At 63.5% G+C, this 26,772-nt stretch carries 27 protein-coding genes; 8 read left to right on the top strand and 19 right to left on the bottom strand.

All coding sequences use genetic code 11. The features are described from left to right. Window positions 1–7: 7 nt before the first annotated feature. The 3 genes from ACESMT_RS08850 to ACESMT_RS08840 all read right to left on the bottom strand — a co-directional run bounded on the left by ACESMT_RS08850 (window position 8) and on the right by ACESMT_RS08840 (window position 2,691). The gene (locus ACESMT_RS08850; protein ID WP_372826203.1) at window positions 8–199 is read right to left on the bottom strand and encodes a DUF2783 domain-containing protein; all 192 of its coding nucleotides are present in this window, start codon (window positions 197–199) and stop codon (window positions 8–10) included. After that, entirely contained in the window at window positions 196–1,950 is a 1,755-nt protein-coding gene (locus tag ACESMT_RS08845) for an FAD-dependent monooxygenase (protein WP_372826202.1), read from the bottom strand. Before ACESMT_RS08845 ends, ACESMT_RS08850 begins: the two co-directional genes overlap by 4 nt. Window positions 1,951–2,046: 96 nt before the next feature. After that, window positions 2,047–2,691, bottom strand: a complete 645-nt coding sequence (locus tag ACESMT_RS08840) for a VOC family protein (protein ID WP_372826201.1) — start codon at window positions 2,689–2,691, stop codon at window positions 2,047–2,049. 307 nt (window positions 2,692–2,998) lie between these two features. On the opposite strand from ACESMT_RS08840, the gene ACESMT_RS08835 reads away from it, so the two are divergent. From ACESMT_RS08835 to queF, 7 genes are all read left to right on the top strand, one after another. Beyond that, window positions 2,999–3,421 (top strand): rubrerythrin family protein, encoded by a 423-nt coding sequence (locus tag ACESMT_RS08835; protein ID WP_372826200.1) that lies wholly within the window; start codon window positions 2,999–3,001, stop codon window positions 3,419–3,421. A 137-nt stretch (window positions 3,422–3,558) separates the two neighbouring features. Continuing rightward, window positions 3,559–4,908, top strand: a complete 1,350-nt coding sequence (locus ACESMT_RS08830) for a (Fe-S)-binding protein (protein WP_372826199.1) — start codon at window positions 3,559–3,561, stop codon at window positions 4,906–4,908. Window positions 4,909–5,010: 102 nt separating this feature from the next. Beyond that, a complete protein-coding gene (locus ACESMT_RS08825; RefSeq protein WP_372826198.1) occupies window positions 5,011–5,601 on the top strand; it encodes a DUF3501 family protein in 591 nt (196 codons plus the stop codon). Between the two features lie 83 nt (window positions 5,602–5,684). Further along, window positions 5,685–6,461, top strand: a complete 777-nt coding sequence (gene yaaA, locus ACESMT_RS08820) for a peroxide stress protein YaaA (protein WP_372826197.1) — start codon at window positions 5,685–5,687, stop codon at window positions 6,459–6,461. 82 nt (window positions 6,462–6,543) lie between these two features. Continuing rightward, window positions 6,544–7,317, top strand: a complete 774-nt coding sequence (locus ACESMT_RS08815) for a 2OG-Fe(II) oxygenase (RefSeq protein WP_372826235.1) — start codon at window positions 6,544–6,546, stop codon at window positions 7,315–7,317. 176 nt (window positions 7,318–7,493) lie between these two features. Beyond that, window positions 7,494–8,396: an alpha/beta fold hydrolase gene (locus ACESMT_RS08810; protein ID WP_372826196.1), complete on the top strand. Its 903-nt coding sequence runs from the start codon at window positions 7,494–7,496 to the stop codon at window positions 8,394–8,396. After that, complete coding sequence (gene queF / locus ACESMT_RS08805; RefSeq protein WP_372826195.1) at window positions 8,393–9,220, top strand: NADPH-dependent 7-cyano-7-deazaguanine reductase QueF; 828 nt, start codon at window positions 8,393–8,395, stop codon at window positions 9,218–9,220. Before ACESMT_RS08810 ends, queF begins: the two co-directional genes overlap by 4 nt. Window positions 9,221–9,377: 157 nt before the next feature. Here queF and ACESMT_RS08800 read toward each other — a convergent pair whose 3' ends face one another. The 7 genes from ACESMT_RS08800 to ACESMT_RS08770 form a co-directional block, all read right to left on the bottom strand. Beyond that, the gene (locus ACESMT_RS08800) at window positions 9,378–10,223 is read right to left on the bottom strand and encodes an enoyl-CoA hydratase-related protein (RefSeq protein WP_372826194.1); all 846 of its coding nucleotides are present in this window, start codon (window positions 10,221–10,223) and stop codon (window positions 9,378–9,380) included. A gap of 98 nt (window positions 10,224–10,321) precedes the next feature. Beyond that, window positions 10,322–10,780 carry a tetratricopeptide repeat protein gene (locus tag ACESMT_RS08795; RefSeq protein WP_372826193.1) on the bottom strand — a complete coding sequence of 153 codons (459 nt, stop codon included), beginning with the start codon at window positions 10,778–10,780 and terminating at the stop codon, window positions 10,322–10,324. 119 nt (window positions 10,781–10,899) lie between these two features. Further along, window positions 10,900–11,640 carry an anti-sigma factor domain-containing protein gene (locus ACESMT_RS08790; protein WP_372826192.1) on the bottom strand — a complete coding sequence of 247 codons (741 nt, stop codon included), beginning with the start codon at window positions 11,638–11,640 and terminating at the stop codon, window positions 10,900–10,902. Then, window positions 11,637–12,251: a sigma-70 family RNA polymerase sigma factor gene (locus ACESMT_RS08785; RefSeq protein WP_372826191.1), complete on the bottom strand. Its 615-nt coding sequence runs from the start codon at window positions 12,249–12,251 to the stop codon at window positions 11,637–11,639. Before ACESMT_RS08785 ends, ACESMT_RS08790 begins: the two co-directional genes overlap by 4 nt. 56 nt (window positions 12,252–12,307) lie before the next feature. Then, window positions 12,308–12,946, bottom strand: a complete 639-nt coding sequence (locus ACESMT_RS08780) for a plastocyanin (protein ID WP_372826190.1) — start codon at window positions 12,944–12,946, stop codon at window positions 12,308–12,310. Further along, on the bottom strand, window positions 12,943–13,419 hold the full coding sequence (locus ACESMT_RS08775; RefSeq protein WP_372826189.1) for a group 1 truncated hemoglobin: 477 nt from the start codon (window positions 13,417–13,419) through the stop codon (window positions 12,943–12,945). Before ACESMT_RS08775 ends, ACESMT_RS08780 begins: the two co-directional genes overlap by 4 nt. A gap of 52 nt (window positions 13,420–13,471) precedes the next feature. Next, window positions 13,472–14,407, bottom strand: coding sequence for a DUF3034 family protein (locus ACESMT_RS08770; RefSeq protein WP_372826188.1), 936 nt, complete (start codon window positions 14,405–14,407; stop codon window positions 13,472–13,474). Window positions 14,408–14,664: 257 nt separating this feature from the next. Here ACESMT_RS08770 and ACESMT_RS08765 point away from each other — a divergent pair, with 257 nt between their 5' ends. Continuing rightward, window positions 14,665–15,057: a cytochrome c family protein gene (locus ACESMT_RS08765; RefSeq protein WP_372826187.1), complete on the top strand. Its 393-nt coding sequence runs from the start codon at window positions 14,665–14,667 to the stop codon at window positions 15,055–15,057. Between the two features lie 8 nt (window positions 15,058–15,065). Here the strand turns inward: ACESMT_RS08765 and ACESMT_RS08760 are convergent, their stop codons facing one another. From ACESMT_RS08760 to ACESMT_RS08720, 9 genes are all read right to left on the bottom strand, one after another. Then, window positions 15,066–16,265, bottom strand: a complete 1,200-nt coding sequence (locus ACESMT_RS08760) for a DNA polymerase IV (protein WP_372826234.1) — start codon at window positions 16,263–16,265, stop codon at window positions 15,066–15,068. Window positions 16,266–16,416: 151 nt separating this feature from the next. Then, window positions 16,417–18,381, bottom strand: a complete 1,965-nt coding sequence (locus tag ACESMT_RS08755; RefSeq protein WP_372826186.1) for a chorismate-binding protein — start codon at window positions 18,379–18,381, stop codon at window positions 16,417–16,419. Window positions 18,382–18,388: 7 nt separating this feature from the next. Continuing rightward, window positions 18,389–19,393 (bottom strand): Bug family tripartite tricarboxylate transporter substrate binding protein, encoded by a 1,005-nt coding sequence (locus ACESMT_RS08750; protein WP_372826185.1) that lies wholly within the window; start codon window positions 19,391–19,393, stop codon window positions 18,389–18,391. After that, on the bottom strand, window positions 19,390–19,767 hold the full coding sequence (locus ACESMT_RS08745; protein WP_372826184.1) for a chorismate mutase: 378 nt from the start codon (window positions 19,765–19,767) through the stop codon (window positions 19,390–19,392). Before ACESMT_RS08745 ends, ACESMT_RS08750 begins: the two co-directional genes overlap by 4 nt. A gap of 122 nt (window positions 19,768–19,889) precedes the next feature. Next, window positions 19,890–21,041, bottom strand: coding sequence for an L-lactate dehydrogenase (locus tag ACESMT_RS08740; RefSeq protein WP_372826183.1), 1,152 nt, complete (start codon window positions 21,039–21,041; stop codon window positions 19,890–19,892). Window positions 21,042–21,448: 407 nt separating this feature from the next. Beyond that, complete coding sequence (locus tag ACESMT_RS08735; protein ID WP_372826182.1) at window positions 21,449–22,396, bottom strand: GSU2403 family nucleotidyltransferase fold protein; 948 nt, start codon at window positions 22,394–22,396, stop codon at window positions 21,449–21,451. Window positions 22,397–22,837: 441 nt separating this feature from the next. Continuing rightward, window positions 22,838–24,343 (bottom strand): DegQ family serine endoprotease, encoded by a 1,506-nt coding sequence (locus tag ACESMT_RS08730; RefSeq protein ID WP_372826181.1) that lies wholly within the window; start codon window positions 24,341–24,343, stop codon window positions 22,838–22,840. A 337-nt stretch (window positions 24,344–24,680) separates the two neighbouring features. Next, window positions 24,681–26,075 (bottom strand): ATP-binding protein, encoded by a 1,395-nt coding sequence (locus ACESMT_RS08725; RefSeq protein WP_372826180.1) that lies wholly within the window; start codon window positions 26,073–26,075, stop codon window positions 24,681–24,683. Further along, on the bottom strand, window positions 26,072–26,731 hold the full coding sequence (locus tag ACESMT_RS08720; RefSeq protein WP_372826179.1) for a response regulator: 660 nt from the start codon (window positions 26,729–26,731) through the stop codon (window positions 26,072–26,074). Before ACESMT_RS08720 ends, ACESMT_RS08725 begins: the two co-directional genes overlap by 4 nt. Window positions 26,732–26,772 lie beyond the last annotated feature (41 nt).

Raw genomic sequence — 26,772 nt, 5'->3', positions numbered from 1 at the left:
CGCGGTCTCAGGCGGGCGCGCTGGCCCGGGCTGCGTCGATACAGGCCTGGAGCACGACCGTGTCGCCCAGCTGGTTGGCCAGGATCAGGATCAGCCGGGCGTTCAGCAACTCGGACTCCTCACGGCTCAGACCCTGGTGGGCGTCCAGCAGGCCTTCGTAAAAGGTATCGGCGTCCTGGAAGTTGAGGCTGCTTTTCACGCGTTTTCCTCCTGCAGGCCGATGGCGACGCTGACGGCGCGTACCAGGCCGGAATCCAGCCGCTGCCCGGTGGCGGCCACATAACTGTCGGGCCGCAACAGCGCCCAGCCGCCTGCGGTCGCAGCTGCCACGCAGCAGGTGGCGCGCAGGTGCCCCCGCCGGTCGATCACATGTTCTCTCGCTTGCGGCTGCTCGCCGGGCGCCAGCACCTGCACGCAGCGCAAGCCGCTTTGCCCTGCGAGTTCCCGCAGGCGGCTGGCTGCGGACGCCGGCAACGCGCCGAACACCAGCAACAGCAACTGCCCGCCGGCCCAGCTGAGCAGGTCCACCAGCTCGCCGGGCTGGCCGTTGGCCCACGAAAAACTGACATTTTGTGTCGCCATGCCGCCAGTTTTGTCACAAACCGCGCTGCGCGAGTAGGTATTGGGCACCGACATCCGGCCGGTGTTGACCAGTTGTCGCGCGAACAGGTGCTGCCGCGCCAGGCCCAGCGCCGCGGTGCGGAACAGGCGCTCGGCGCCGTCGGCCGGGCGCAGGAAGCGGGCTGTGCGGTTGGTGACCAGCACGTTTTGTTGTGCCGCCTCATGGCGCTCGGCGCTGTAGCTATCCAGCAGGCTGGGGCTGGCCCGGCCCTGCAGCACGGCAGCGAGTTTCCAGGCCAGGTTGTCGGCGTCCTGCACGCCGGAGTTGCCACCGCGTGCGCCGAAGGGGCTGACGACGTGGGCCGCGTCACCGACAAAAAACACCCGGCCGTGGCGCAGGCCGTCCAGGCATTCGCTGCGGTAGGCATAGGGGCCGACCCAGACGATATGGCATTCGTCCTCGCCGAGCTCACGCTTGAACTGGGCGTTGAGCCGGGCCCGAACCACGTCCTCGCGGCTGACCTGCTCGGGGTCGCAGTTGGGGGCCATCTGGTAGTCGATGCGCCATACGCCGTCGGCCATCAGGTGTTGCCAGACGGCGCGGTTGTCGTTGAAGGGCGCCTCGATCCAGGTGTGGCGCTCGACCGGCGGTGCGTCCTTGAAGCGCACATCAGCGATACACCAGCGGTCGTCGCCTTTTTTGGCGGTGATCGAGGCGCCGCACCAGGCGCGAAATGGGCTGCGCGAGCCTGTGCAGTCGATCACATGGTCGGCCTGCAGCGTGTAGTCACCGGCCGGCGTGGTGATGGACAGCGTGGCGAAGGCGTTGTTCTGCTCAAACGCGGTGATGCGGTTGTTCCAGCGGATGTCGATGCAGGGCTGGCTGCGACAAAGCGTGTGGATTTGCTCGACCAGAAAACCCTCGATGTAGAACTGCTGGATGTTGATGAAAGGCGGCTCCGCGCTGAGTGAATGGGTCTGCTGCTGGCGCAGGTCGAAGGAATACACCTCGTCCTCGCCGGCAAAGGTGCGGCCCACGCTCCACTGAATGCCCTTGCGCGCGATGCGCTCGTAGACGCCCAGGCGCTTGAAAATCTCCAGCGTTTTCTGGGCATAACAAATGCCGCGCGACGATGCGCCCTTGACGCCCACGGTGTTGTCCTCGTCCAGCAGCAGCGCCTCGACCCCCAGGTGGGCCAGCGCGCAGGCCAGGCTCAGCCCGCTGATGCCGCCGCCGACGATGACCAGGGGGCAGCGCCGGACCTCGCTCGTCGCCAACTCTGGCGGCGCAACAAAGGGGTACTCGGGCAGGGTGTAACCCGTGCCCTGGGTGAACTCATAGCCGTTGCTGAAAGCGGTGTCGGCATAAGCGGCTTGTGTCTCCAGCATGGCGGGTCACCCTCGGACGATGGTTTTATAAGAGATTTCTGGCTCCAGCCCTTGTCGGACGGGCGCACGCTGCTATTAAATCAGTAGTGAAATAGATCAAGCGGCGGGTTTGCTGGCAACTTCCGGCCGGTCGTTCTGCTGCGGCTTGAGCGGCGCGACTGCCTTGCCCGCAGTTTTTTCCTCGCGCCACTGCTGCTTGCGTGCCGTCCATTCGGCCAGCCGCGCGTGCGCGGTTTTGCTTTCCTGCAGCATCTCGAATTCATCTGCCAGCTGCGCCGTCAGCTCCAGACGCACGCCGTTGGGGTCGAAGAAGTAAATGCTCTTGAAAATATGGTGGTCGGTTACGCCCAGCACCTCGGTGCCGTCGGCCTGCAGGCGCGCCTTCATGGCTTCCAGGTCGGCGACCGTGTTGACGCGAAACGAGATGTGGTTGACCCACAGCGGCGTGTTGGGCGAGGGTAGCGCGGCCTCGTCGTTGCCCAGGTCGAAAAACGCGATGAAGGAGCCATCCTGCAGGCGAAAGAAGAAGTGGGTGTAGGGGCAGTACTCGCCGGTGCTGGGGACGTAGTCGCTCTGGATGATGTGGTAAAGCGGCAGCCCGAGGATGTCTTCGTAAAAATGCCGGGTCTCCTCGGCATCCCTGGCGCGGTAGGCGTAGTGGTGCAGTTGCTGCACGGGCGCTGGCGGCGGCAGCGACGACAGCGCAGAGAGCGGAAGCGGGTTTTTCATCAAGGCAGCCATGGAGTTCTCCAGATTGAACAGCGGGTTGTTTTAGCTGGGGGTGGTCACCCGTTTAAATTTACCTATTCATAATGAATTTACTATATCGTAACTCCATGGCTCTGCCAAGCAGGGCGGCATGGCGTGTTTTCTTGGCTGCCTGATTTATTGAGAATGGGTATCAATTGCACTTGAGTGATAGCTTTTGTATTTGTCCGGTATTGAGCCAAGCAATTAGACGCAGCGCCCGAATCGGTCTAAGGTGTGCGAGTTCCCCGGCAGACGCTTTGGGGTTCGCACAACTTTCACAACCACGAAGGAGATTTCCATGGCTGCTCTCAAAGGCTCCAGGACGGAAGAAAACCTGAAGGCCGCATTTGCCGGCGAATCACAGGCCAACCGCCGTTATCCGTATTTCGCAAACAAGGCCGACGTTGAAGGCCAGCCTGATGTTGCGGCGCTGTTCCGCTCCACCGCAGAAGGCGAAACCGGCCACGCGCACGGCCACCTAGAGTGGCTGGAGCAGTGCGGCGACCCGGCCACCGGCATGCCTTTCGGTGCCACCCGTGACAACCTCGCATCTGCCGTGGCCGGCGAGACCCACGAGTACACCGACATGTACCCCGGCATGGCCAAGACCGCGCGTGACGAAGGCCACGACGAAGTGGCCGACTGGTTTGAAACGCTGGCCAAGGCCGAGCGCTCGCATGCGAATCGATACACCAAGGCACTCGCTGAACTGGTGGACTGATTCTGCATGTTCCCTCTCCCTCCGGGAGAGGGCTAGGGTGAGGGTGGGCGCATTGAGCCTTGCCTTCACCTTAGCCGAGACCCCTCACCCCAACCCTCTCCCCACGGGGGCGAGGGAGAAACAACAAGAGACGAGCCATGGCCACAGAAGGCAATCTGCAAGCGCCCACGCGCCACGCTATCGACTGGAAAAACCCGGACTACTACAACGAGGCCGCAACCTTTCACGAGATGGAGCGCATTTTCGACATCTGTCACGGCTGCCGGCGCTGTGTCAGTTTGTGCGGCGCCTTCCCCACCCTGTTTGACCTGGTCGACGAAAGCAAGACCGGCGAAGTTGATGGCGTGGACAAAAAAGACTACATGAAGGTGGTCGACCAGTGTTACATGTGCGACCTCTGCTACATGACCAAGTGCCCCTATGTGCCGCCGCACGAGTTCAACCTCGACTTTCCGCACACCATGCTGCGCGCCAAGGCCATCAAGTTCAGGAAAGGCGAAGTGGGCACCGGCGAAAAGTTTTTGTCTTCCACCGACGTGCATGGCCAGTTCGCCGGCATCCCCATCGTGGTCCAGGTTGTCAATGCGGTGAACAAGACCAAACCGGCGCGCGCCGTGATGGAGAAAGTACTGGGCGTGGACAAAAACGCCTGGCTGCCTGAGCTGGCCACAAAGAAGTTCCGCTCCAGCGCACCCGAGTCGCCGCCGCACCCGGTGAAAGACGGCGTCAAGACGCCCGGCAAGGTGGTGATTTATTCCACCTGCTACATCAATTACAACGAGCCGGGCATCGGCCACGACCTGCTCAAGGTGCTGGACCACAACGAAGTGCCCTACGTGCTGGTCGAGAAGGAAAAGTGCTGCGGCATGCCCAAGCTGGAGCTGGGCGACCTCGATTCGGTCAACGAGAGCAAGGAGGCCAACATTCCAGTGCTGGCCCGTTATGCGCGGGACGGCTTTGCCATCCTGAGTGCCGTGCCCAGTTGCACCCTGATGTTCAAGCAGGAAATCCCTCTGATGTACCCGGAGGACGCCGATGTGCAACTCGTCAAGGAGCACATGTGGGATCCGTTTGAATACCTGATGGCGCGCAAGCGCGACGGTTTGATCAAGACGGAGTTTCCCGTACCACTTGGCAAGATCAGCTACCAGATCCCGTGCCACGGCCGCGTACAGAACATCGGCAAGAAAACCGAGGAGATGCTCAAGATGGTGCCGGGCACCAGCGTGCAAACGCACGAGCGCTGTTCGGGTCACGCCGGCACCTTCGGCGTCAAAGTTCCCTATCACCAGCAGGCCATGAAAATCGGCAAGCCGCTGTTCAAGGCCATGGCCAGCCACAAGGACGGAGGCTTGCCCGACGTGATCAGCAGCGACTGCCCGCTGGGCGGCCACCACATCGCCCAGGGCTTTGAAGTCAACCAGCTTGGTGCGCCGCCGCAAAAACACCCGTTGACGTTGATACGGACGGCCTACGGATTGAAATAATGTTTTGACTTTGTCATCGCGGGCTTGACCCGCCATCCATGGTGGTATGCCGACATGGATGCAGGATCGGAGTCCGGCATGACGCCATTTGGAGTTCAAAGTATGCAAATCACCGGAAAAATAACGCGCGAGAGCCTGATGACGCTGGAGGCGTACACGAAATACCGCAAGGAATTCAAGGCGCAAATCATGGCCCACCGCCAGTTGCGCAGCGTTCACCTGGGGGAGCACATCAACGTGCAGTTCGAGAGCGAAACCAGCATTCGGTACCAGATCCAGGAAATGCTGCGCCTCGAAAAAATCTTTGAAGAAGACGGCATCACCCAGGAAATTGAAGCCTACGCGCCGCTGATGCCCGACGGCAGCAACTGGAAGGCGACCATGCTGATCGAGTACCCCGACGTCAACGAGCGCAAGCGCGAACTGGCGCGCCTGATCGGTGTTGAAGACCGGCTGTTTGTCGAGGTCGAAGGCCATGCGCGGGTGTACGCGATTGCCGACGAGGATATGGACCGGGAGAACGACGAGAAGACCTCGGCTGTGCATTTTTTGCGCTTTGAGCTGAGCCCGCCCATGTGCGCGGCGGTCAAGGCCGGCGCCGGTGTCAAGCTCGGTTGCGATCACACCCACTACCCGGCGCATAGGACGATTCCGGCAGAAGCGCTGGCGTCGCTGGTCAGCGACCTGCACTGAGCCGGGCCTCCCCGACGCCGGCCACCGGGCGGCGCCGCGCTGTCGTAAAGTCAGGGGTTGCCTCACTTGATTGCCCGCTCCCTATGCTGTTTTTACTTTCGCCCGCGAAATCGCTGGATTTTGAGACCCAGCCTCACGTCGCCAGCCACACCCAGCCCCTGTTCGTCAGGCAGTCCAGCCAGTTGATCAAGGTGCTCAGGGAGAAGTCGCCGCAGCAGATCGCTGAACTGATGTCCCTGTCTGACACGCTGTCCGGGCTGAACGTGGCGCGGTATCAAGCCTGGTCCACCCGCTTCACTGCAAAGAACGCGAAGCAGGCGGCGCTGGCTTTTGATGGCGACGTCTATGGTGGCCTGGATGCAAGAAGTCTCAAACCTGCGCAGCTCGACTGGGCGCAGGCGCATCTGTGTATTTTGAGCGGACTGTACGGCGTGTTGCGGCCGCTGGACCTGATGCAGCCTTACCGCCTGGAGATGGGCACACGCCTGGCTACCGACAAAGGCAGCAACCTGTACCAGTTCTGGGGTAGCATGATTTCTGTCTACCTCAATGAGCGCGCAGCCGCAGACACATCTCCGGTGATCGTCAATCTTGCGAGCGAGGAATACTTCAAGGCGGTGGACCTGAAGGCCCTGAAGCCGCGCGTGGTCAGCTGCGTCTTCGAGGAGTTCAAGAGCGGCAAGTACAAAATCATCAGCTTCAATGCCAAGCGCGCGCGCGGACTGATGGTGCGTTATGCCGTCGAGAAAAAGATCGCCACGGTCAAAAAGCTGGAAGGCTTTGACGCCGAGGGTTACCAGTTCGAAGCTGCCGCATCGCAGCCTGACCGCCTGGTGTTCAGGCGCAAACAGGCAGCCTGACATTTCATTGAAGGGAGCAGTCGTGACATCACCCGTGAGCACAGTGCAAGGTCAGACCATCACGCGAGAGCTGCGCAACTGGATGGCCGCCCAGGCCGCCGAAGGCCATGGGCGCGAAGTCGTGCTACAGGCCATGCTTGCTGCAGGCTGGAGCCACCAGGTGGCGAGCGAGGCACTCAGTGAAACGCCGCCACCAGCGCTGCCTGTGCCCTGGCCTGCCAGTGCTGAATCGAGCCTGCGACTCGATGCTGGCGACCGGCGCGTGGACATCAGCACGGTGATGCGCGGGCCCGATCTGCTGGTGCTTGAGAATCTGCTGGACGAGCAAGAATGTCTGGCGCTGATCGATGCGGCCAAGCCCCGGCTACAGCGTTCGCTGACGGTGGCGCTGGAAACCGGCGGTGAGGAGCTGCATGATGACCGCACCAGCGACGGTATGTTTTTCACGCGGGGTGAAAATACCGTGGTCGCGCGCATAGAGGCGCGCATTGCCCGGCTGCTCGGGTGGCCGCTTGAAAACGGCGAAGGCCTGCAGGTGCTGCGTTATGGGCCAGGCACCGAGTACAAGCCGCACTACGATTATTTTGACCCGTTCGAGCCCGGTACCCCCAGCATTTTGGCGCGCGGCGGCCAACGTGTGGCCACGGTCATCATGTATCTGCAAGAGCCAGCCGAGGGCGGCGCGACGGTGTTTCCCGATTTGCGGCTGCAAGTGGTGCCGCGGCGCGGCAGCGCAGTGTTTTTCAGCTACGGCATGGCCCACCCCAGCAGCCAGACGCTGCATGGCGGCATGCCGGTGCTGGCCGGTGAAAAATGGATCGCCACCAAATGGCTGCGTGAACGGGAGTTTGTTTAACACCCCTGTTGAGGCTCACTGCAGGGTTCTGGGCACACCCCTGTCGGACGCTCACTGCGTGTAGCGCCTTCTCCCCTTGCAGGGAACGGCGCCTGCAGCCTGGCAAAGCCAGTTCCGCGGCCCCTGCTGAGGCAGTCCGGGTACCCCGCTCCGACAGAGATGGACATAATCACCAGATGAAAATACGAGCCAACAACATCGACATCGAAATTGAAGACACCCACCCGGGCGACGCGAGCGGCCGGCCTGTCGTGCTGCTGATCATGGGCCTGGGCATGCAGCTGGTGGCGTGGCCGCCGGCGCTGGTGCAGGCCCTGATGGACGCCGGTTACCGCGTGGTTCGGCTGGACAACCGCGACATCGGCCTGTCGCAGAAGTTTGACCACCTGGGCCAGCCCAACCTGGTCTGGGCAAGCCTCAAGTACAAGCTGGGCCTACCCGTAAAGTCACTCTATTCGCTGCACGACATGGCGGCTGATGCGCTGGCGGTGCTTGACGTGCTGCAGATCGACAAGGCGCATGTGGTCGGTGTCAGCATGGGTGGCATGATTGCGCAACGCGTGGCCCTGGCCGCGCCGGCGCGTGTGCTGAGCCTGACCAGCATCATGAGCTCCAGCGGTGCGCGCGGCCTGCCGCAGGCTGAACCGCATGTCATGCGGGTGCTGCTGAGCCGGCCGGCCGGCAAGGACCTGTCCTCCATCATGGACCATTACGTCAAACTCTTCAAGGCCATCGGCAGCCCGGGTTTTCCGGTGGACGACGCGGAACTGCGCTTGCGTATTCTGGCCGCCTCCGAACGCAGCTTCCACCCCGCCGGCGTGACGCGCCAGATGATGGCCATCGTTGCCGACGGCCGCCGTGCCGCAGAACTGGCGGCCCTGCGTTTGCCGGCCCTGGTGGTGCACGGCAAGGCCGACCCGCTGGTGCCTTTTGCCTGCGGCGAAGACACGGCGCGGCGCATTCCGGGCGCCCGGCTGATAGGTATTGAAGGCATGGGCCACGACCTGCCGGCCGGTGTGGTCGAGCGTGTGCTGCAGCCCCTGATCCCTCATCTCAATGCAGCAGGTACCGCGCGATGAACCAGCCTGAAGAGTCGCAGCTGGGCAGAAGCTCGGCCTATATCGACCAGTACGACGCCTCCTTGCTGTTCCCGATTCCGCGTGTCGTCAAGCGCGCAGAAATCGGCCTTGGCGAAACCTTGCCCTTCATGGGCGCCGACATGTGGACCGTGTTCGAGCTGAGCTGGCTCAACCTGCGCGGCAAGCCACAGGTGGCGCTGGCGCACATCACCGTGCCCTGCGAATCGCCCAACATCGTCGAGAGCAAGTCCTTCAAGCTTTATCTCAACAGTTTCAACAACACGCGCTTCGCAGATGCGCGCGAGGTGCGGGAGCGTATTCGCGCCGACCTCAACGCGGCGGTGGGTGCCGGTGTCGGTGTCAAGACGCTGGGGCCGGAGCTGTTCGATCAGGAGCCCGTGCACGAACTTGACGGCATGAACCTGGACCGCCTCGATGTCGAATGCCAACATTACACGCCGACGCCGGAGCTGCTGTTTGCCGACCATGAGGAGCCGCCGGTCAGCGAAACCCTGGTGTCCAACCTGCTCAAAAGCAACTGTCTCGTGACCGGCCAGCCCGACTGGGGCAGCGTGCAAATTGCTTATTCAGGTGCGCCCATCGACCAGGAAGGCCTGCTGCAGTACCTCGTGAGTTTTCGCAACCACAACGAGTTTCATGAACAGTGTGTCGAGCGCATCTTCATGGACATCTGGACCCGCTGCAGCCCGGCGCGGCTGTCGGTGTATGCGCGTTACACCCGGCGCGGCGGCCTGGACATCAACCCGTTTCGCACCAGTCATCCGCAGGCGCTGCCGCCGAATGTGCGCACGGCGCGGCAATAAGCGCCGTGTCTGTCATTGCGGGCTTGACCCGCAATCCATGCCGCGCTGGCTCGTCACGTCGCGTCATGCCCACATGGATCCCGGATCGAGTCCGGGATGACGGTGACCCTTGTGGGTGCTACTGAATCAATAGCTGCATACGCCCGTCCAACAAGGGCTAGAGCCCGATTTCATTGAAATATTTGAGCGGTGACAGCCCGGGAAAGTCCCCCGCGCGTTTTTCCTTCATCGCTGTCACCGACTCGCGCACATGCTGATTGCTCCAGATCGCGCCTTGCAGCCAGCCCATCTGTTTGAGCGCGTCGTCCACCGAATGGTCGCGGGTGTAATGGATAGCCTGCTTGGTGCCCCAGATCGCGACGGGTGGCTTGCTGGCAATTTCCTTCGCGCACTGCAATGCGGCGGCGAGCATGGCTTCTTCTGATTCAAAAACTTCGTTGACCAGGCCGTAACCCAGTGCTTTTTGCGCGGGGAGCCGCCGACCGGTGTAGGCCAGCTCCTTGACCACGGCCAGCGGCACCAGCTTGGGCAGGCGTTGCAGGGTGCCGACGTCGGCGACCATGCCGATGTTGATTTCCTGGATGCAGAAAAACGCATCGGCGGTGGCGTAACGAATGCAGCAGGCCGTCACCATGTCCACCGCGCCGCCTATGCAGCCGCCCTGGATGGCCGCAATCACCGGTATGCGCAGGGTCTCCAGCTTGGTAAAGGTTGCCTGCATGCCGGCCAGCAGGTCGAACATGGCGGCACGGCCTTCGGGGCTCTGGTCGTCCATGCTGATCGCGCCGCCAAAAGTCTCCAGCGCCATGCCGGCGCTGAAATGTTTGCCGGTGCTGGAGATCACCAGCACGCGCGCCTCGCCGGCCTTGTTGAGGTGGGAGAGCACCTCATCGAGCTCACGCCAGAAGGTCGGGTGCATGGTGTTCATCGCTTCGGGGCGATTGAGCACCAGATGGGCGATGTGGTCGCTGGTGGAAAGGGAAAAGCAAGTCAGTGGGTTCATGCCTGCCAATGTAAAGCAGCGCGCTGTTTTCGGCCAGTCGCGCCTGAGACGTTCGCTGGCGCGGCACCACGCTCGGGGAGGTGGAGAGCACCCAGCGCCTATTTGGCTGCTGCAATCGCCTTGGCCAGGTCGGTGGTTTCTTCACAGCTGCTGCAGATCGCCTGCAGCTTGACCAGCTGGGCTTCGGCCTGGGCTTTCTGGCCGGTCTTCAGGTAGGCGATGCCAGAGTATTCCAGTGCACCCCTGTGTTTCGGATCCAGCGTCAGCGCCTTGTTGTAGGCGGCAAAGGCTTCGTCGTATTTGCCCAGCCAGCGGCTGGAATACCCGAGGTAGTTGTAGGCGTCGGCATTTTTCGGATTTTGCGCGACGACCTTGTTGAAGCTGCTGACGGCCTCGGCCCATTTTTTGGCCTCCATGGCTTTTTTGCCGGTGGCAAAGTCGTCCAGACGGGCGTTTTCAACAGGCGTGGACTGGAAGTCGGCGGCCAGTGCAGCGCCAGCCAGGGCCAGGCCCAGGATGGGCAGGGCGATGAAGTGGCGAAGGGTCTTGGTGGTCATGAAAGGCTCCTGTTCAGATGTCGGTGGATGGATGCGCTGTGGTGCAGCACCCTGGACAAACGGGCGAAGCCGCAAAACGGATGCAGGATATCCTGCTATTTGTGGCCTGCCGCGCCGCTTCACCACAACTTGGCGCAATTACCGCTGAACACGACGGTCGCGCCGGGCGCTGCCGGGCTGGCATCCGTTTCCAGCGTGACCACCAGTTTGCTGACCTTGGACAGCAGTTTTTCCGAGGTGTCCGGCAACACAGACACGGCGGAGCCGCTGGTGGGCACGGTCCCCAGTACAAACGCCGCACCGGTGGCGGGCACAGCCCACAGCACCAGCCTGCCGCTGGCGGGCGGCGTGATTGGGCCTATCACCTTGATCGTCATGGTTTTGCCGTGGCGCAGTGAACTGACCAGCAACTTGCCGTTGCCCTGCGCGTCGGTCAGCAGACCGACATAACTTTGCGGCAGTCTTTCGCCACTGCGCATGGCGATCTGGTCGCTGGACACAAAGATGCCCGGTGCCGTGACAAACAGAACGCTGGCTGCAAAAACGCCGGCCGCCAGACCGCCCAAGCTGAATCCGGCCGGTTTGAGCCAGCCCAACCAGCCGGATGCTGAAGGCTCTGCGGTCCTTGGCGCCGGTCGGGTGCGTGCGGAAATCGCTTTCCAGAGTTGTTCTGACGGCTGCTGCAGCGGCACCGAGACAGCCAGCTGGCCCAGGCGGGTTTCCCATTGCGCAACCAGCCCACGCACATCCGCACGATCGCGCTGCAAGCGCTCAAAACGGCGGCGCGCGCCACCGGTCAGCGTGCCCAGCACATAGGCCGATGCCAGGTGTTCCAGGACTTCAGGGCCGGTATATCTCATGACGCCACCACCCCTTGCGCTGCCAGGCAGCCCTTGAGCTTTTCCAGGCCGCGCCGTATCCAGGCCTTGACCGAGCCCAGCGGCGCGCCCATTTGTGCGGCCACTTCGCTGTGGCTCAAGCCCTGGTAATACGCCAGCGCCAGGCTTTGGCGATAGCTGCCATCGAGGGTGTTCATGCAGCCGTCAATGTGCAGGGCTTCGGTCGCCTGTTCAAGCAACTGCAGCGCGCTGGGCGCCGGGTTGCCTGTCGACGGCACATCGTCGGCATGGAGATCGCCGTCGTCGGGCAGCGCGTTTTCCTTGCGGCGCGCGCGGGCGCGGTAGGCGTCCAGCGCCTTGTTGCGAACAATGGCAATCAGCCATGTCATCGCCTGTATCGTTTGCCCGCCCACCTCGCTGCGGTAGCTGCCGGCGTTTTTCCAGATGCTCACATACGCCTCTTGCAGCACGTCTTCGGCCGCTTGTCCTTGCCCCAATATACGAACAGCCACACCAAACAGATGCGTGTGGGTGCGTTCATAAACCCGGGCAAAGCAGGCGTGGTCGCCCTGTGCTGCGGCGGCGATCAGTGTCTCCAGGCTGCGGGTGTCCAGGGCGGCGTCGGGTTTCATGCGGCCCGAGTATATGGACTTCTGCCGCCCCGGCCAATGGCGTTTGGAGCGGGCGCCTAGATCCTGCGGCGGCGCGGCACCACGTTCAATTGCAGGGTGGCTTTGCCTGGGGCTGCGCTGACGGTGGTCTGCTGGGGGGCGATGTCAATCAGTTGGTCGGCATGCCAGACCTTGATCTGGGCCGCGCCATCAGGGATCTGCTCCAGATTGGCAATGCCGTCGGCGCCTGTCAGCAACGCCCAGGGCGACTCGCTGACGTAGACATGGCCGCGCATGGAACCGTGGATGTGGCAGCCCAGCAGCACGGCACCGGCTTTTTCAAACACCGCCTCCGCCGTCTTGCCTGGTTTTCCCTCGGGCTTGCCGTCCAGCCGCAGCTCGAAGCTGCCGCTGCCAGCATTGTTGAACTGCGCAAAACCCGCGGCGGATGCCCGCACATGGTGCTCCCAGGGGTCGTTGTTGACAAACTGTGCCCGGGCGCCCACTCCCACCACGCTGACAGCCGGGATGAAGCGCATTTTTTCCTGGCTGATCGTGACCTGCGTTGGCAGGGGTGCCTTGGGCGCGCCCTTGTTGGCCGGCATCACCACCACCACCGCGTCCTGCACGGCTTGTCCAGCACCAGCACTTGCAGATTGCCGGCGATGGCCCAGCTGGTCAGGGCGGCCAACAAGGGCGATGATGGTTTTTTTCATGAGTGAGAGACCTCTTGTCGGTGGATGGGATCAGCGGACCGTGATGGTGTCACGATGCATGGGGCCAGCAAGGCCAGCATCTGGTTTTGTGTGCGGAAAGCAATGCCTTTGGCGTCCATGCTTTGCTGCAGCACCTCGACCAGCGCATGGAAGTCCGACTTCTTGATGTCCAGGTTGGCATGCGCGCTTTTCATGTCGGCGCCCTTGTAGACGCAGGGGCCGTCGGACAGCGAGCACAGCTGGTCCACCAGCTGCTCCTTGACCCGCTGCTGGTTGGACGGTTGGAAATGCGGTCCGGCGCGCGGGTCAGCCAGCAGGCGGACCATGAAGTCGTCCATCAGCGTCACCAGGCCGGCTTTTTCGCCAAAGACCTTGTAGAGCTGGTCGTTCTGGGGCGCCGTCTGGGCGAAGGATGCGCTCGCCAGCAGCAGACTGGATGCGGCGAGAACGAGGGAGATCAGATTTTTCTTCATGTCAGTTCCTTGAATGTGTGGAGGGTGGGGGTCTGGGTGCTTGCCGGCGGGGTCAGAAGGCGACCTGGGCCGACAGGCAATAACCGGTCTGCTTGCGGCTGGCGGTGGTGGCCGGCACGATCACGCCCAGGTCCACGTAAGCCAGCGTGACCGAGACGTTTTTGTTCGGTGCCCAGGCAATAAAGACGTCTTTCCAGTCTTCAGAGCGCAGGCCATTGCCCAGTCCTGCGGCGCGGCCAGCGGTCTCGAGCTTGTTGCGCATGAAGCGGTATTCGGCGCCTACGGCGACGTTTTTGCTGATCAGGTAAGCGACCGAAAACTCCGGCTGCAGGCTGTAGCTGTTGTTGCTGCCGCCGCCCAGGGTGGCGCCGTAACCCAGCAGGCCGTTCTGGTTGGCCTTGGTGGCGCGCAGTGTGCCGTTGACCAGCAGGCTCTGACCCAGAAAGAGTTTGGTGGCGCTGACATACACATCCACGCCCTCACGTTTGGCACCCAGCGCACGCAGTGTGCCGTCCAGCCCGGTTGAGCCCAGTGTTTTGTATTCCACACCCACGGCCACCTGCGGCATGAGGGTATCGGCGTCCAGCACAGCGTCACCTGCCACACGTATCTTGGCGCCCAGAATCGTCTGCTTCAGGTGCAGGCCTGGCAGGCCCAGCCCGGTGCCGGTGACGCCAGTTTTCAGGTCCTGCTGGGCAATGGACAGCTCGTAGCGGTCGTTGATGCCGACCGAGGCGCCCACAATGTTCAGCCCGTAGTCTTTGGTGCGTGCGGTGGTGACAAAGGCCGTGCCACCTGTCTCGCCTTCGGTGGCATTGCTGCCGATCACGGCCCAGGGGGTCAGTCCACCGCCGGCTGCGCCGTCGATGCTGCTGACGCCGCCGGTCAGCAGCAGTTTGCCAGTCTCGGCATGGGCAGAAAATCCGGCGCCAGCGCAGAGTGTGGCGATGCAAGCGGCAACGAGGCGAGGGGCAAATGGAGTTGTCATGGGGTTCTCATTGGTAAAAGGAGATGGTTTGGGGCAAACGTAGATCGGATGTACCGGTTTGAACGACGCAGGCGTGGGACTGGATTCGAGCGACACGCATTTATTTATTTGCAGCCTGTGCACCCTGTGGGTGATTCAGTTGAATCTGTACTCTCGGCAATTGCGTATCTGCCCCATGACCCACAACCAACCAGCGCGTTGAGGAGCCTCCGCATATGCCATGCACGCCTGCCCTCGCGCTTCGCCCCCCGTTTTTTTTGCGCGCAGTCGTACTCGCTGCAGCGGTGCTGCTGATGGCTGGGCCGGGCCTGGCCCAAGGAAGTGGCGCGCGGGAATGGCGCACACCGCCGCCCGGGGACATACAACGCGGCGCGGCCCTGTACCAAACGCGCTGCACCGCGTGTCACGCGGTGGACAGCAACAAAATTGGTCCCGCTCACCGCGGGGTGATGGGCCGCCGGGTAGGCGGCCTCAAGGGCTACACCTACTCCGCCGAACTCGCGCAGTCGCGCCTGCGCTGGACGCCGCAGACACTTAACGCCTGGCTCGAAGACCCGGAAGAGCTGGTGGCCGGCCAGCGCATGGGTTTCCAGGTGGAAGACGCCCAGGAGCGCGCTGACCTGATTGCTTACCTGGCCACATTGAAATAAACCAATAGTTAGAAGAGCTGGCCAGTTGCTATAAATTCAGTAGCTGCTTGCGCCCGTCCGTCAGGGGCTGGAGGTGTTTTCGGTTCTTGAACTGGCTCTTCCCCGGCTTTCGCCAAGGTAGCTGCCCGGACCCCGAGCAGGCGCAGCCGCTGGCTCAAAGGCACCCGCTTGAGGCAGAGTCCGGCTATTTTGCGAATCGTTTGCGCGTCCGAGGTGTAGGACTCAGCCGTTTGATCACGCGTCGCGATTTTGAAATCGTCGTAGCGCAGTTTGATGCCAATGGTTTTGGCGACGTAGCCCTTGCGCTGCAAATCGTCGGCCAGACGCGTGCACAGGTCGGTGAAGATCGCGCCCAGCGCGGCCTTGTCGCGCACCGCATGCAGGTCGCGCTCGAAGGTGGTCTCGCGGCTCATGCTGACCGGCTCGCTTTCGGTCACGACCGGGCTGTCGTCTCGCCCCCAGGCCACGGCGTGCATCCATGCACCGGTGGCCTTGCCGAAGTTGTCGACCAGCCAGGCCGGGTCCTGCGTGGCCAGCTCGCCGATGGTATGGACCTGCAGCTTTGCGAGTTTCTCGCCGGCCTTGGGGCCGATGCCGTTGATCTTGCGCACGTTCAGCGGCCAGATTTTTTCCTGCAGGTCAGCCTCATGAACAATCGAGATGCCGTTGGGCTTGTTGAACTCGCTGGCCATCTTGGCCAGCAGGCGGTTGGGCGCGACGCCGATCGAGCAGGTCAGTCCGGTGGCCTGGAAGATGGCTTTCTGGATCAGCCGCGCCAGCACGCGCCCGCCCTCGCGCTGACCGCCGGGCACATCGGTGAAATCGATGTAAACCTCGTCCACGCCGCGATCCTGCATGACCGGCGCAATGTCCATGATGGTGCTTTTGAAGAGACGCGAGTATTTACGCACTTCGTCGAAGTCCACCGGCAGCACGATGGCCTGCGGACAGAGTTTGGCGGCCTTCATCATGCCCATGGCCGAACCCACGCCGAACTGCCGCGCGGCATAGGTCGCGGTGGTGATGACACCCCGGCCCGCGTAGTCCTTGAGCAGGGGAAACTCCGCGACCGGGATGAAGCGCAGCGCGCGTTCGGGGTTGACGCGTATGGCCTCATCCACCTTGCGCCGCCCGCCGCCTATCACCACCGGCAGGCCTTTGAGCTGCGGGTAACGCAGCAACTCGATGGACGCAAAAAAGGCGTCCATGTCAAGGTGGGCAATGCGGCGCAGGCGGTGCGCAGAAGAAGGGGGAGTGTCGCTCACCCGGCAAGCATAGCGGCGAACCGAAGGCCGCGTTGAGCCAGTGCGGGTGGCCTGGCGATGACCAGTTACCCACGATGCTGGCCGTAGCGCCCTGTCACCCGGCGCTGTCGGCGGAAGGTCCGGCCGCCGCATATACCAGTGCTGCGCGCAACACCTGAAGCGCCTGCGGCCCCGACAACAGGGAGTCCGGCCTGAACAGCAGGGCCACCAGCCGTCTGCCGGCGTGGGCCAGCGCCACGGGCTGCCCCTGGTCATCACGTACCCACACTTGCCAACCGGCGGGCAGCTCGCCCGCCAGCAAAGCCAGGCTGGCGTAACGCGCAGTGACAAACAGGTCCGGGTCCGCCCACGGCGCGTCTGCAGTGGCGCGACAAGCGATGAGCCGCCCGTGTTCGGGGCGGATCGCCTGCACGGCAAACCCCGATTGGCCCAGCAGGTGCAGGGCTGCATCACCGACGGCCACCCGTTGCTGCTGCGATGCGTCCGGCATCCCGCTCAAGCCGACCTGAACGGAAATGGCCGCCGCTTCGTCAAGGTGAAGGCCCAGTCCCTCCAGGCAATCGCGCATGGCCGAGCCGAAAGGGTCTGTGGCATTGATCAGGCGAACGGAGCCGGGCAGGGCCGCTTGTTCCGTCGCGCTGCCGCCAGTCGCCGTCGCTTCCAGACCGAAGGCCCGCCACAACGAGGCTGTCTTGAGCCGCGACTCCTGCTCTTCGCGCTCTGGCGAGGAGTCGGCCATCAGATCCCCCCCGGTGCGCACCTCGGCCACGCCGTTTCGGACGGACGCGGCGCGCAGGATGGTGCCCACCAGCGCATCGCCGTTGGATGCCACCTGCACCACCAGGCCGCCGTACCAGCCGCGCGGGCTGGCCTCGAGCTGGTCGATGGACTGCAGCGCTTGCTTGCGCGGTGTGCCGGTCACCATCACCGGCGCGGCTGTGGCCGCGATGGCATCCCAGGCATCGGCGCCGGCACGCAGGCGTCCCTCGAGCCGATCTACGGCATGGACCACGGTGGCCAGCGACATAGGGTGGCGCCGGTTCAGCAGCCGCAGCGAGCCCGGTTCGCACAGTGGCGCCAGATCGTTGCGCAGCGCGTCCGTGCACACCGCCAGCGAGGCGGCGTCCACCTCTTCATTGAGCAGCTCGCGCAGCGACTCGGCCTCGCCGGTGGCGCCGGGCCGGCGTGCGACGGTGCCGCACACCGGCAGACTCTGGATGGCTCCGGACCGGATGACCAGCTGCAGGTCGGGTGAGGCGCCGAACAGCCGCAGCCCGCTGCCGTCGTGGACAAAAAAACTGGCCGGCGCCGGATTGGCCGCGCGCAGCCGCTCAAAGGCCTGTATCGCCGGCATCTGCACCCTGCGGCGGTAGCTCTGGCTCAGGGTCAGGGAAACCAGCGCGCTGGCCTGCAGACTGGCCAGTGCCCGACGCACCATGTCGGCGTAGCCTCCGGGCGGGTGGTCGTCCCCAGGCTCGGCCAGCGCAGGTTCCGGCGTGGCCGCAGGCGCGTGCAGGGGGGTGGTGCGGAGCAAGGGCGGAACAGCATCCTGTGTCTGTGGAGGCATGGCGGCGTCGTCAAAGCTCAGGCGCAGTGCCTGCCACGCCCCGGCTGCGTCCCGCCGCAGCAATTGCTCGCCAAAAAAAAGCACGCCGAGCGGGTCCGCCTGCCTGGCACCCGTCGCCAGCTGGTGGGCGGCAAAGGGCAGGGCGCCCAACAGCAGGACATCGGGCGAGGGTGCGAAGCAGGCCAGAAAACCGCGCACGGCGGCAAGGGTGCTTGAGCCGCTCCCGCGTAGCGGACCGGCGTACCAGCTTGCCAGCGCGGGAAGAGCCAGCAGTTGGCGGCCGAAGCCATTGAGTACTTCGACCTCCAGGCCGTCACCGAAAAGATGCAGGGCCAGTGCGGGTTCGGTCAGCAGCGTGGCCTGCAGCGGGTGCAGGCCATGGATGCCGGCGTCCACGCCGAAATAAACGCCCGCCTGGTGCTCAAGCCGGGCCAGAGCCTGTCCGGCCTGTGCCGGCGTGGCCGCACTGCGCGCAACGCGCAGCGCGATCATGGGACGTTCACTCGACGGAGATGCCAGTGCGCTTGATGACGGGCGTCATCACACGCAGCTCCTGTTGCATGAAACGCTGCAGGTCCTGCTCCGACCCGCCAATAGGTTCCATGTACTGGGCGTGCAGCTTTTCCTTGACGTCCGGCATGGCCAGCACGGCGTTGATCTCCTGGTTCATGCGTTGCACGATGTCGTTGGGCGTCGTGGCCGGCGCCATGATGGCCATCCAGGCGAGGTTCTCAATTTCAGGCAGGCCGGCTTCCTTCATGGTCGGAATGTCCGGCATGAGCTGGCTGCGTTTGGCTGTGGACACGGCCAGTGTGCGCATCTTGCCCGCCTTGACCTGGGGCATCACCGCCACGGCCGGCACGCAGGCAAACTGCACGTCGCCCTGCAGGATGGCCAGGATGGCCAGCGGCGAGGAGGCGTAGGGAATGTGCACCGCAAACGTATCGGTTTTGACCTTGAGCAGCTCCACACCCAACTGCGACAGGCTGCCCACGCCGGTGGACGAGAAGTTGAACTTGCCGGGGTTCTTTTTCATGGCATCGACCAGCTCCTTGAGCGTGGTGATACCCGAATCGGCGCGCACCGCACACACATTGGCCTGGCCGCCAGCCAGCACCACAGGGCGCAGCTCGGTGAACGGGTCATAAGGCAGCTTCTTGTAGAGCACGGTGTTGTACACCAGCGGGCCATTGGTGCTGATCAGAAAGGTGTAACCGTCGCCAGGCGACTTGGCAACCGCGCCGGTGCCGTTGTTGCCGCCGCCACCCGCGCGGTTTTCGATGATGACAGGCTGGCCCAGGCGCGGCGAGAGTTTGTCGGCGACGAGGCGCGCGATCACGTCAGGTGACGAGCCCGCGCCGTAAGGCACAACGATGCGCACCGGCTTGTTGGGCCAGGCCTGCTGGGCCATGGCGCCGACAGTGGCCAGCGCGACAGCCGTCGCTACAGCGCAGCGGGCGAGCAGGCGATTCAGGGGAAAGCGGGTGGGGGTGAGGATGTTCATGGTGCGATCAGTTCGGTCTCGTTAAAAAAAGTCCCCTCGCCGGCGATGTAGCCGGCAACCAGGGTGCGGTAGGTGGATTCGACAATATGGGACAACCCGGGAAAGCCCGCCTCGTGCGTAGCGGCCAAGGCGCGCACACGGGCGAACACCTGGGCTTGGCGCGCCGGTGCGGACACCTGGAAACTGTCGCGCTTGAAGCGGGTGGCATCGCGCACACACAATGCGCGTTGTGCCAGCAGGGCGACGATCTGCTCATCCAGCGCATCAATACGCTGGCGCAGCCCGGCGAGGGTGGCCGCCACCTCGACATAGCCGGGGTCCTTGAAGCGCCGCACAGGGGGGGTGTCGACCGGGGGTTCTTGGGAAGGGTTCATGCGTTCGTGCAAACACGCCTGGAGGCGTGGCCGCAATTCAACCATTGATAAGCAAGCTTATTTGTTTTTTCGCAGGCCGTCATCGGGGCAATCCCTTGGCCTGCGGGGGGGGGGGAGTCGGCTCAGGTCGGGAAGCTGCCGGGCAGCAAAATGCCCTTGTCCACCGTGGCGATGTCGGTGTGGCCGCAAAACGCCATCGTGATGTCGAGTTCCTTGTGGATGATCTGCAGGGCCTTGGTCACGCCAGCCTCGCCCATGGCGCCCAAGCCGTACACCATGGCACGGCCGATCATGGTGCCGCGTGCGCCCAGTGCCCAGGCCTTGAGGACGTCCTGGCCGGAGCGTATGCCGCCGTCCATCCAGACTTCGATGCTGCTGCCCACGGCTTCAACAATCGGAGGCAGGGCCGCGATGCTGGACTGCGCGCCGTCGAGCTGTCGGCCGCCATGGTTGCTGACGATGATCACGTTGGCCCCGCTTTGTGCGGCCAGCCTGGCGTCTTCTACATCCTGAATGCCCTTGAGCACCAGCTGGCCGTCCCAGCGTTCACGCACCCAGGCCACATCGGCCCAGGACAGGCGCGGATCGAACTGCTCGTTGGTCCAGGCGGCGAGCGAGCTCATGTCGCTCACGCCCTTCACGTGGCCGACCAGGTTGCCGAAGCTGCGGCGGCGGGTTGCCGCCATGCCCAGGCACCAGCGCGGCTTGGTCATGAGGTTGATGATGTTGGCCAGTGTCGGCCGTGGGGGGGCGGTCAGCCCGTTTTTGAGATCCTTGTGGCGCTGGCCGATGACCTGCAGGTCCAGCGTCAGCACCAGTGCGCTGCAGCCGGCCTTGCGGGCGCGCGCAATCATGGCTTCCATTGCATCGCGGTCGCGCATCATGTAGAGCTGGTACCAGAAGGGGACCTGTGTCGCTGCCGCGATGTCTTCCATGGAGCAGATGCTCATGGTTGACAGCGTGAAGGGAATGCCGAATTTCTCAGCCGCCCGGGCCGCATGGATTTCACCGTCGGCATGCTGCATGCCGGTCAGACCGACAGGCGCAATGGCCACTGGCATTTTCACCTTCACGCCCGCCATGGTGGTGGCGGTGCTGCGGTTTTCCATGTTGACCGCCACGCGCTGGCGCAGCTTGATTTTCTGGAAGTCCTCCGAGTTGGCGCGGTAGGTGCCCTCGGTCCAGGAGCCGGAGTCGGCGTAGTCGTAAAACATGCGCGGCACGCGCTTTTGAGCAAGGACGCGCAGGTCTTCGATGGTGGTGATGACGGGCATAGGGGTCTCCTGGGAAGGCTACATGCTAGCGGCTTTGGCCGCGTGCCGGTTTGAAGAAATTTGGTGGGTTCCGGTCAATGGCGAAATTTTTTCATGCCAGCGGGGGCGTTTTCTCCCGCTTATTCATGGCCCTCAATGCATCACCAGCGGTTGATGCCGTATTCTTCAAGACTTTTAGGCCTCCAGCCCCTTGCGGACGGGCGCCATCCGCTCCTGAATCCATAGCAAATACAGTCTGGCAGGTGCTCCGGATAAACCATTTTCTGCGGTTGAGGACCAGCGTGTCGGACGGATGGAATTCGCGTTTTACTTCATAAAATGTGGCTGCAGCTCAGGTGGGTCGGGCGCAAGAAGCTAGCAAAACGATAGCAATGGAGAATTGACCGATGGCGTTGTATGGGTGCATATCAGGCCACTTCCCGGTGCTGCAGATACCGGTCCCACAGCGCTTGTGCGACCTCAGCCTGCAGTTTGTCCTTGGGCCGCTTGAGCGGGTCGCGCTGCGGGTCTGACGCCAGGGCGGTTTTGATGCGGATGAAATCCAGCGGATGCAGGGTTTGCATATGCGCCATGTGGCCGGAAACTGCAACCACCAGTTGCTGGAACTTGTGGCCGGCCACCATTTTTTCGCCCGAGCCGACCTGAACCGCGCACAGGTCGTCTTCGCTTGCGCTCATGCGAAGCGGATGGGGATCGCCGTCTTTCGCGGTGCGGCGGATGATGTCAATCTCGTAGCCGTCGTCGTTCACCGCCGTCTGACGCTGGTCGCGCAACACGCGAAAGCTTGAATCTGCCTTGCGCAGCACGGCAAGCAGTGAGCTGTCCAGTCGTCGCAGTGTGCTGACGAAAGCCGTGCGCTGGCGTGTGTCAAAGAGCAAGTCCATATCGCGCGTGGCCATGGCCTCGTTTCCGACGCGCACGCCGCAGGCGCTTTCGTACGCGTACATCGCGTTGGTGCCGACGGTTAAAAACTGGGAAGCTATGCCGGCTTTTCGCAAGGCTTCCAGAACTTTGACGATGACATTGGGTGCCCGGCCTACGCCATAGAGGCGGTTGAGCTTGCGTTGCTCTTCCAGCCGCGCGGCCAGCGATTTGACGCGCGTCGTGGCCGCCTCCTTGCGCTCCATGAATCGGGTGTAAATGACCTGCGTGTCCGCGCTTTCAGGGCCGATCGTCTTCTGGGCGCTGGCAGTGCTGGTGCGTATCAGGTAGCGCACGCCGCGCAACTCGCGCCAGATCATGGAGCCGCGTACCTGTGCTGCATCTTCCAGAGCCTCGGCCTGCGCCCGCATCAAGGCTTGCGCGTCGATGTACTGCCGCGACTGGTTTTCAGTAAGCTCCAGAAAATCTGGCATGGTTGTTCAATAGAATTATCAAAAAATATATATTACAGTGAACTTTGTTATATATCAACAACTTAAGTATAATAATTAGCGTTAAAAAGCCGGCTGGTTGCAATGCTTTTCAGTTAAACCTGGAACCGTTCGGGCTGAGCTTGTCGAAGCCTGGCTCTAATGCTGGCAACCCTTCGGCTAGCCCAAGGCGAACGGCCTTAAACGAACCGTATGGCGACCAGCCTGCGCCCGTCTTTTCTCGCCGCTGGTGGCGGTCTGCGAACCGCGGCCCAGGATGGTCGCGCCGCAAGGAGGACAGCGATTGCCTTTTTCAATGGATGAAGCCGCGTTACCCTCTGTGAGGCGTGAAAGCGTAGCCTTCTTGCATACAACAAGAACCACGATACGGCGTAAAAAAAAGCGGGCCGCAGCCCGCTTTTGTGAATCTCGGCAGAGTCGGCGTCAGCCGAGGTTCAGCGGCACAAAAATCCTGCTGTCCCCGCGCTGGATCAGCAGCGCTACCGACTTGCCTGATTTGGCGACCATGGCGCGCACCTGCTCGATGTCGCGCACCGGCGTGCCGTTGATGGACACCAGCACGTCCCCTGCCTGCACGCCAGCCAGCGCGGCCGGGCCGCTGGCCTGTTGCACCAGCAGGCCGCTGTCCACACCGGCTTCCGCCCGCTCAGATGGCTGCAGCGGCCGCAGCGCCAGGCCGAGCTTGCCTTGGGCTACGCCTTCTTCTGGTCCCGCCGCCTCGGCCGTCTTCTGGTCGGCGTTGCCCAGGCGGGCCGTGAGTTCTTTGGACGCGCCCTGGCGCCAGACTTCCAGCTTGAACATATCGCCCGGCGACGCCTGGCCAATCACCGCCGGCAGGTCGCCGGAGGACACGATGGGCTGGCCGTTGGCCTTGCGGATCACGTCGCCTGACTGCAAGCCCGCCTTGTCAGCCGGACCGCCTTTTTCCACGCTCGATACCAGCGCGCCCTCGGGTTTGTCGAGCTTGAAGGAGTCGGCAAAAGCCTGGTTGACCTCCTGCACCATCACGCCCAGACGGGCATGTTCGACCTTGCCGGTGGCCACGATCTGGTTTTTGATGCGGCTGGCCACGTCGATGGGAATCGCAAACGACACGCCCTGGTAGCCGCCGCTGCGGCTGTAGATCTGCGAGTTGATGCCCACCACCTCGCCGCGCGAATTGAACAGCGGGCCGCCAGAGTTGCCCGGGTTGATGGCCACGTCGGTCTGGATAAAAGGCACCGCGCTGTCGTCGGGCAGCGAGCGGCCCTTGGCACTGACCACGCCGGCTGTCACGGTGTTTTCAAAGCCAAACGGCGAGCCGATGGCCAGCACCCACTCACCGACCTTGAGATCGCTGGTTTTGCCCAGCGCCACCACCGGCAGGTTGTCGGCCTCGATTTTCAGCACCGCCACATCGGTTTTGGGGTCGGCGCCCAGCACTTTGGCGCGGAACTCGCGGCGGTCGGTCAGCTTGACGGTCACTACCTTCGCATCACGCACCACGTGGGCGTTGGTCAGGATGATGCCGTCCGCGCTGACGATGAAGCCCGAGCCCTGGCCGCGTGTCGGCATGTCCTGCTGGGGACCGCCGCGCCCTGCACCGGGTCCGCCTTGGCCTTGCTGAAAGCGTTTGAAAAATTCAGAAAACGGATCGCCGGACGCACCATCATCGTCTCCATCTCCCCGGGCAAAGGGTGAGTCGTTGCTGACCTTGGTGGTGCCGGTGACGCTGACGTTGACGACGGCCGGGCCGTAACGCTCGGTGATCTGCGAAAAGTCCGGCGGTGCGATGAACGAGCCGGGCGCCGCAGAAACCAGGGCGGGGGGTGACGCCGCAATGGCTGACGGATGCACGGTGTTGAAGGCGCTGACACCGGCGCCTCCGATGGCGCCTGCGGCCAGCAGTGCAACGACGAGACGGGTGTTTTTCAGTGCTGCATAGGTCATGGCGGGTTTCCTTGGTTTTCCTGGAATGAGGCACACGGTGGTGCCGGTACAGGCAATGATGGTGACCCAGGCTTAGGCGGGGCTTAAATTGCCCCCACGGTGTGGTTGAGGCCCCCACGGTCGTTCACTTCGTGTAACTCCCTGCCCCCCGAGGGGGCCGCTGCGCCTTCGGGCCGGCAAAGCCGGACCCGCGGCTCCTGCTTGTAAAGAGGGGAGCGGCTCGCGAGACGTTCGCTTTAGGTGGTCGATGGTCAGGGCTATGAATAAAATCGGGCTCTGGCCCTTATGGGGCGGGCGCAAGCAGCTACTAAATAGATAGCGTCAAGCTGGGAAGCCGCTAGATGGATGAAGGAGCTGCTGGAAAAAACACGTTGACCTGCAGGCCGCCCAGACGGTCGGAGCGGTCCAGTTGCAGGGTCGCCCCATGGGCAGCGGCGATCACCCGGACGATGGCTAGACCCAGGCCGCTGCCAGTCTCAAGTGCTGCGCCGTTGCTGCGGTAGAAGCGGTCAAAGACGCGCTCGCGGTCTTGCGCTGCAATGCCCGGTCCGCTGTCTTCCACCCTCAGCACCGGCCGGTCTTGCGCCATTTCCAGCGACACATCGACGCGGCCCCCGACCGGTGTGTACTTCACCGCGTTGTCCAGCAGGTTACGCAGTAACACACGCAGCGCTTCGGGCTGGCCGTTCACGAGCGCCGGGCCGGGCACTGGCGACTCCAGCACCCCGAGGTCGACCTGCTTGAGTCGGGCATGCGGCAACACGTCGGCCACCGCCAGTCTTACTACATCCTGCAGCTCGACGCATGCGACCGTCTGCGACGGCTGGCCCGAACCGGCTTCCTCGCGCGCCAGCACCATCAACTGCTCGACCAAGCGGATCGCGCGGTCTATGCCCTGGTTCAGGCGGGTGATGGCGGCCTCGCGTTCGGCCGGTGTTTCATCCAGGCGGCCCTGCGGACGCAGCGCCTGTGCCTGCAACTTGAGCGCCGTCAGCGGCGAGCGCAGTTCATGCGCTGCATCGGCGACAAAATTCTGCTGCGCCTCGAAAGCGCCTCGCACCCGCCCAAACAGCAGGTTGAGCTCGTCCACGAGCGGGCGCACCTCGTCGGGGAGGCCGGTGTCGGCCAGCGGCGAAAAATCGTCAGCGGCACGGCTCGCGACTTCACGGCGCGCGCGTTCGACCGGCGCCAGCGAGCGGGTGATGACCCACCAGACCGCCAGCATCAGCAGCGGGGTCAGCAGGCCGAAGGGCAGGATCGCCTGAATTGCGAGCGAGCGCGCGCGTGCCGTTCGGGCGCCCAGATCCTGCGCAATCTGTACGGTTTGCAGGGCGGTCTGCAGGGTGTAGACGCGGTAGAGGTTGCCGTCGGCCTCGACATCGGAAAACCCGAGCACCGCGCGCGGCGGCAGCACCGAACGCGTGGATCGAAACAGTTGCTTGCCGTCTGGCCCCCAGATCTGGATGTAGAGGTCGAAGCCCGGTGCCTCGCTGTCTTGCAGCAAGGGGGAGTCCAGCGGGATGCCGCTGCGCAGCGAGCGGGCGACTTGCTGCAGATGGTCGTCAAACATGGCATCGGCCTGGCGCAGCGCGCCGCGGTACGCAGTAAAGGCCTGCAGCACGGCGACCAGCACGATGGCCACCATCACAAACCACAGCAGCCGGGCTTTGAGAGAATGGCCTCCCACACTTTTTACATTGGGGACCTGTGGCGCTGCATTGCCGGTTGTCATTCCCGGGGCACCAGGTAACCCAGGCCGCGCACGGTCTGGATCAGGTCGGCGCCGAGCTTTTTACGCACGCCGTGGATATAGACCTCGACCGCGTTGCTGCTCACGTCGTCTTTCCAGCTGAAGAGTTTTTCCTCCAGCTGCGCCCTGGACAACACCGCGCCAGGGCGCGCCAGCAGCGGCTCCAGCACGGCCCATTCGCGGGCCGACAGCGACACCGGCTGGCCGTGCAGGCTGGCTTCGCGGGTCGCAGGGTTCAGGCTCACGCCCTTGTGTTCAAAAGCCGGTTCTGCCCGGCCCGCGCTGCGGCGTATCAGCGCGCGTATGCGCGCCAGCAGCTCGTCGGTGTCATAGGGTTTGACCACATAATCATCGGCGCCGGCATCCAGCCCGGCGATGCGGTCGCCCACCGCGTCGCGCGCCGTGGCCACCAGCACGGGCGTGGTGTTGCGGCGGGCGCGCAGCGCCCGCAATACTTCGAGTCCGTCGCGCTGGGGCAGGCCCAGATCCAGCAGCACCAGGTCGTAGTCTTCGCTGCGCAGGGCCGCGTCGGCCAGCTTGCCGTCGCGCACCCAGTCCACCGCATAGTGGGCGCCGCGCAGTGCATCAAGCACGGCCTCACCGATCATGGTGTCGTCTTCGACGAGCAGTAGTCGCATCTTTCGTTCCTTGTGGGACGATGATACGGCGCGTACCGGCT

Origin of the sequence: Polaromonas sp., from assembly GCF_041689105.1 — a bacterium.
Taxonomy (GTDB): domain Bacteria; phylum Pseudomonadota; class Gammaproteobacteria; order Burkholderiales; family Burkholderiaceae_C; genus Polaromonas.
The sequence above is the reverse complement of the archived record's forward strand: the minus strand, read 5'-3'. Positions and strand labels throughout refer to the sequence as shown.

What these genes read in the sequence shown, in the direction of transcription:
- ACESMT_RS08760 (WP_372826234.1), bottom strand. Translation starts at nt 16,265, where the DNA reads ATGGACGCCTTTTTTGCGTCCATCGAGTTGCTGCGTTACCCGCAGCTC.
- ACESMT_RS08730 (WP_372826181.1), bottom strand. Translation starts at nt 24,343, where the DNA reads ATGACCTATGCAGCACTGAAAAACACCCGTCTCGTCGTTGCACTGCTG.
- ACESMT_RS08740 (WP_372826183.1), bottom strand. Translation starts at nt 21,041, where the DNA reads ATGCCCGTCATCACCACCATCGAAGACCTGCGCGTCCTTGCTCAAAAG.
- ACESMT_RS08725 (WP_372826180.1), bottom strand. Translation starts at nt 26,075, where the DNA reads ATGACAACCGGCAATGCAGCGCCACAGGTCCCCAATGTAAAAAGTGTG.
- ACESMT_RS08775 (WP_372826189.1), bottom strand. Translation starts at nt 13,419, where the DNA reads ATGAAGAAAAATCTGATCTCCCTCGTTCTCGCCGCATCCAGTCTGCTG.
- ACESMT_RS08780 (WP_372826190.1), bottom strand. Translation starts at nt 12,946, where the DNA reads ATGAAAAAAACCATCATCGCCCTTGTTGGCCGCCCTGACCAGCTGGGC.
- ACESMT_RS08825 (WP_372826198.1), top strand. Translation starts at nt 5,011, where the DNA reads ATGCAAATCACCGGAAAAATAACGCGCGAGAGCCTGATGACGCTGGAG.
- ACESMT_RS08735 (WP_372826182.1), bottom strand. Translation starts at nt 22,396, where the DNA reads ATGCCAGATTTTCTGGAGCTTACTGAAAACCAGTCGCGGCAGTACATC.
- ACESMT_RS08810 (WP_372826196.1), top strand. Translation starts at nt 7,494, where the DNA reads ATGAAAATACGAGCCAACAACATCGACATCGAAATTGAAGACACCCAC.
- ACESMT_RS08835 (WP_372826200.1), top strand. Translation starts at nt 2,999, where the DNA reads ATGGCTGCTCTCAAAGGCTCCAGGACGGAAGAAAACCTGAAGGCCGCA.
- ACESMT_RS08815 (WP_372826235.1), top strand. Translation starts at nt 6,544, where the DNA reads ATGGCCGCCCAGGCCGCCGAAGGCCATGGGCGCGAAGTCGTGCTACAG.
- ACESMT_RS08745 (WP_372826184.1), bottom strand. Translation starts at nt 19,767, where the DNA reads ATGAACCCTTCCCAAGAACCCCCGGTCGACACCCCCCCTGTGCGGCGC.
- ACESMT_RS08720 (WP_372826179.1), bottom strand. Translation starts at nt 26,731, where the DNA reads ATGCGACTACTGCTCGTCGAAGACGACACCATGATCGGTGAGGCCGTG.
- ACESMT_RS08800 (WP_372826194.1), bottom strand. Translation starts at nt 10,223, where the DNA reads ATGAACCCACTGACTTGCTTTTCCCTTTCCACCAGCGACCACATCGCC.
- ACESMT_RS08795 (WP_372826193.1), bottom strand. Translation starts at nt 10,780, where the DNA reads ATGACCACCAAGACCCTTCGCCACTTCATCGCCCTGCCCATCCTGGGC.
- queF (WP_372826195.1), top strand. Translation starts at nt 8,393, where the DNA reads ATGAACCAGCCTGAAGAGTCGCAGCTGGGCAGAAGCTCGGCCTATATC.
- ACESMT_RS08845 (WP_372826202.1), bottom strand. Translation starts at nt 1,950, where the DNA reads ATGCTGGAGACACAAGCCGCTTATGCCGACACCGCTTTCAGCAACGGC.
- ACESMT_RS08840 (WP_372826201.1), bottom strand. Translation starts at nt 2,691, where the DNA reads ATGGCTGCCTTGATGAAAAACCCGCTTCCGCTCTCTGCGCTGTCGTCG.
- ACESMT_RS08785 (WP_372826191.1), bottom strand. Translation starts at nt 12,251, where the DNA reads ATGAAACCCGACGCCGCCCTGGACACCCGCAGCCTGGAGACACTGATC.
- ACESMT_RS08790 (WP_372826192.1), bottom strand. Translation starts at nt 11,640, where the DNA reads ATGAGATATACCGGCCCTGAAGTCCTGGAACACCTGGCATCGGCCTAT.
- ACESMT_RS08770 (WP_372826188.1), bottom strand. Translation starts at nt 14,407, where the DNA reads ATGACAACTCCATTTGCCCCTCGCCTCGTTGCCGCTTGCATCGCCACA.
- ACESMT_RS08830 (WP_372826199.1), top strand. Translation starts at nt 3,559, where the DNA reads ATGGCCACAGAAGGCAATCTGCAAGCGCCCACGCGCCACGCTATCGAC.
- ACESMT_RS08755 (WP_372826186.1), bottom strand. Translation starts at nt 18,381, where the DNA reads ATGATCGCGCTGCGCGTTGCGCGCAGTGCGGCCACGCCGGCACAGGCC.
- ACESMT_RS08750 (WP_372826185.1), bottom strand. Translation starts at nt 19,393, where the DNA reads ATGAACATCCTCACCCCCACCCGCTTTCCCCTGAATCGCCTGCTCGCC.
- yaaA (WP_372826197.1), top strand. Translation starts at nt 5,685, where the DNA reads ATGCTGTTTTTACTTTCGCCCGCGAAATCGCTGGATTTTGAGACCCAG.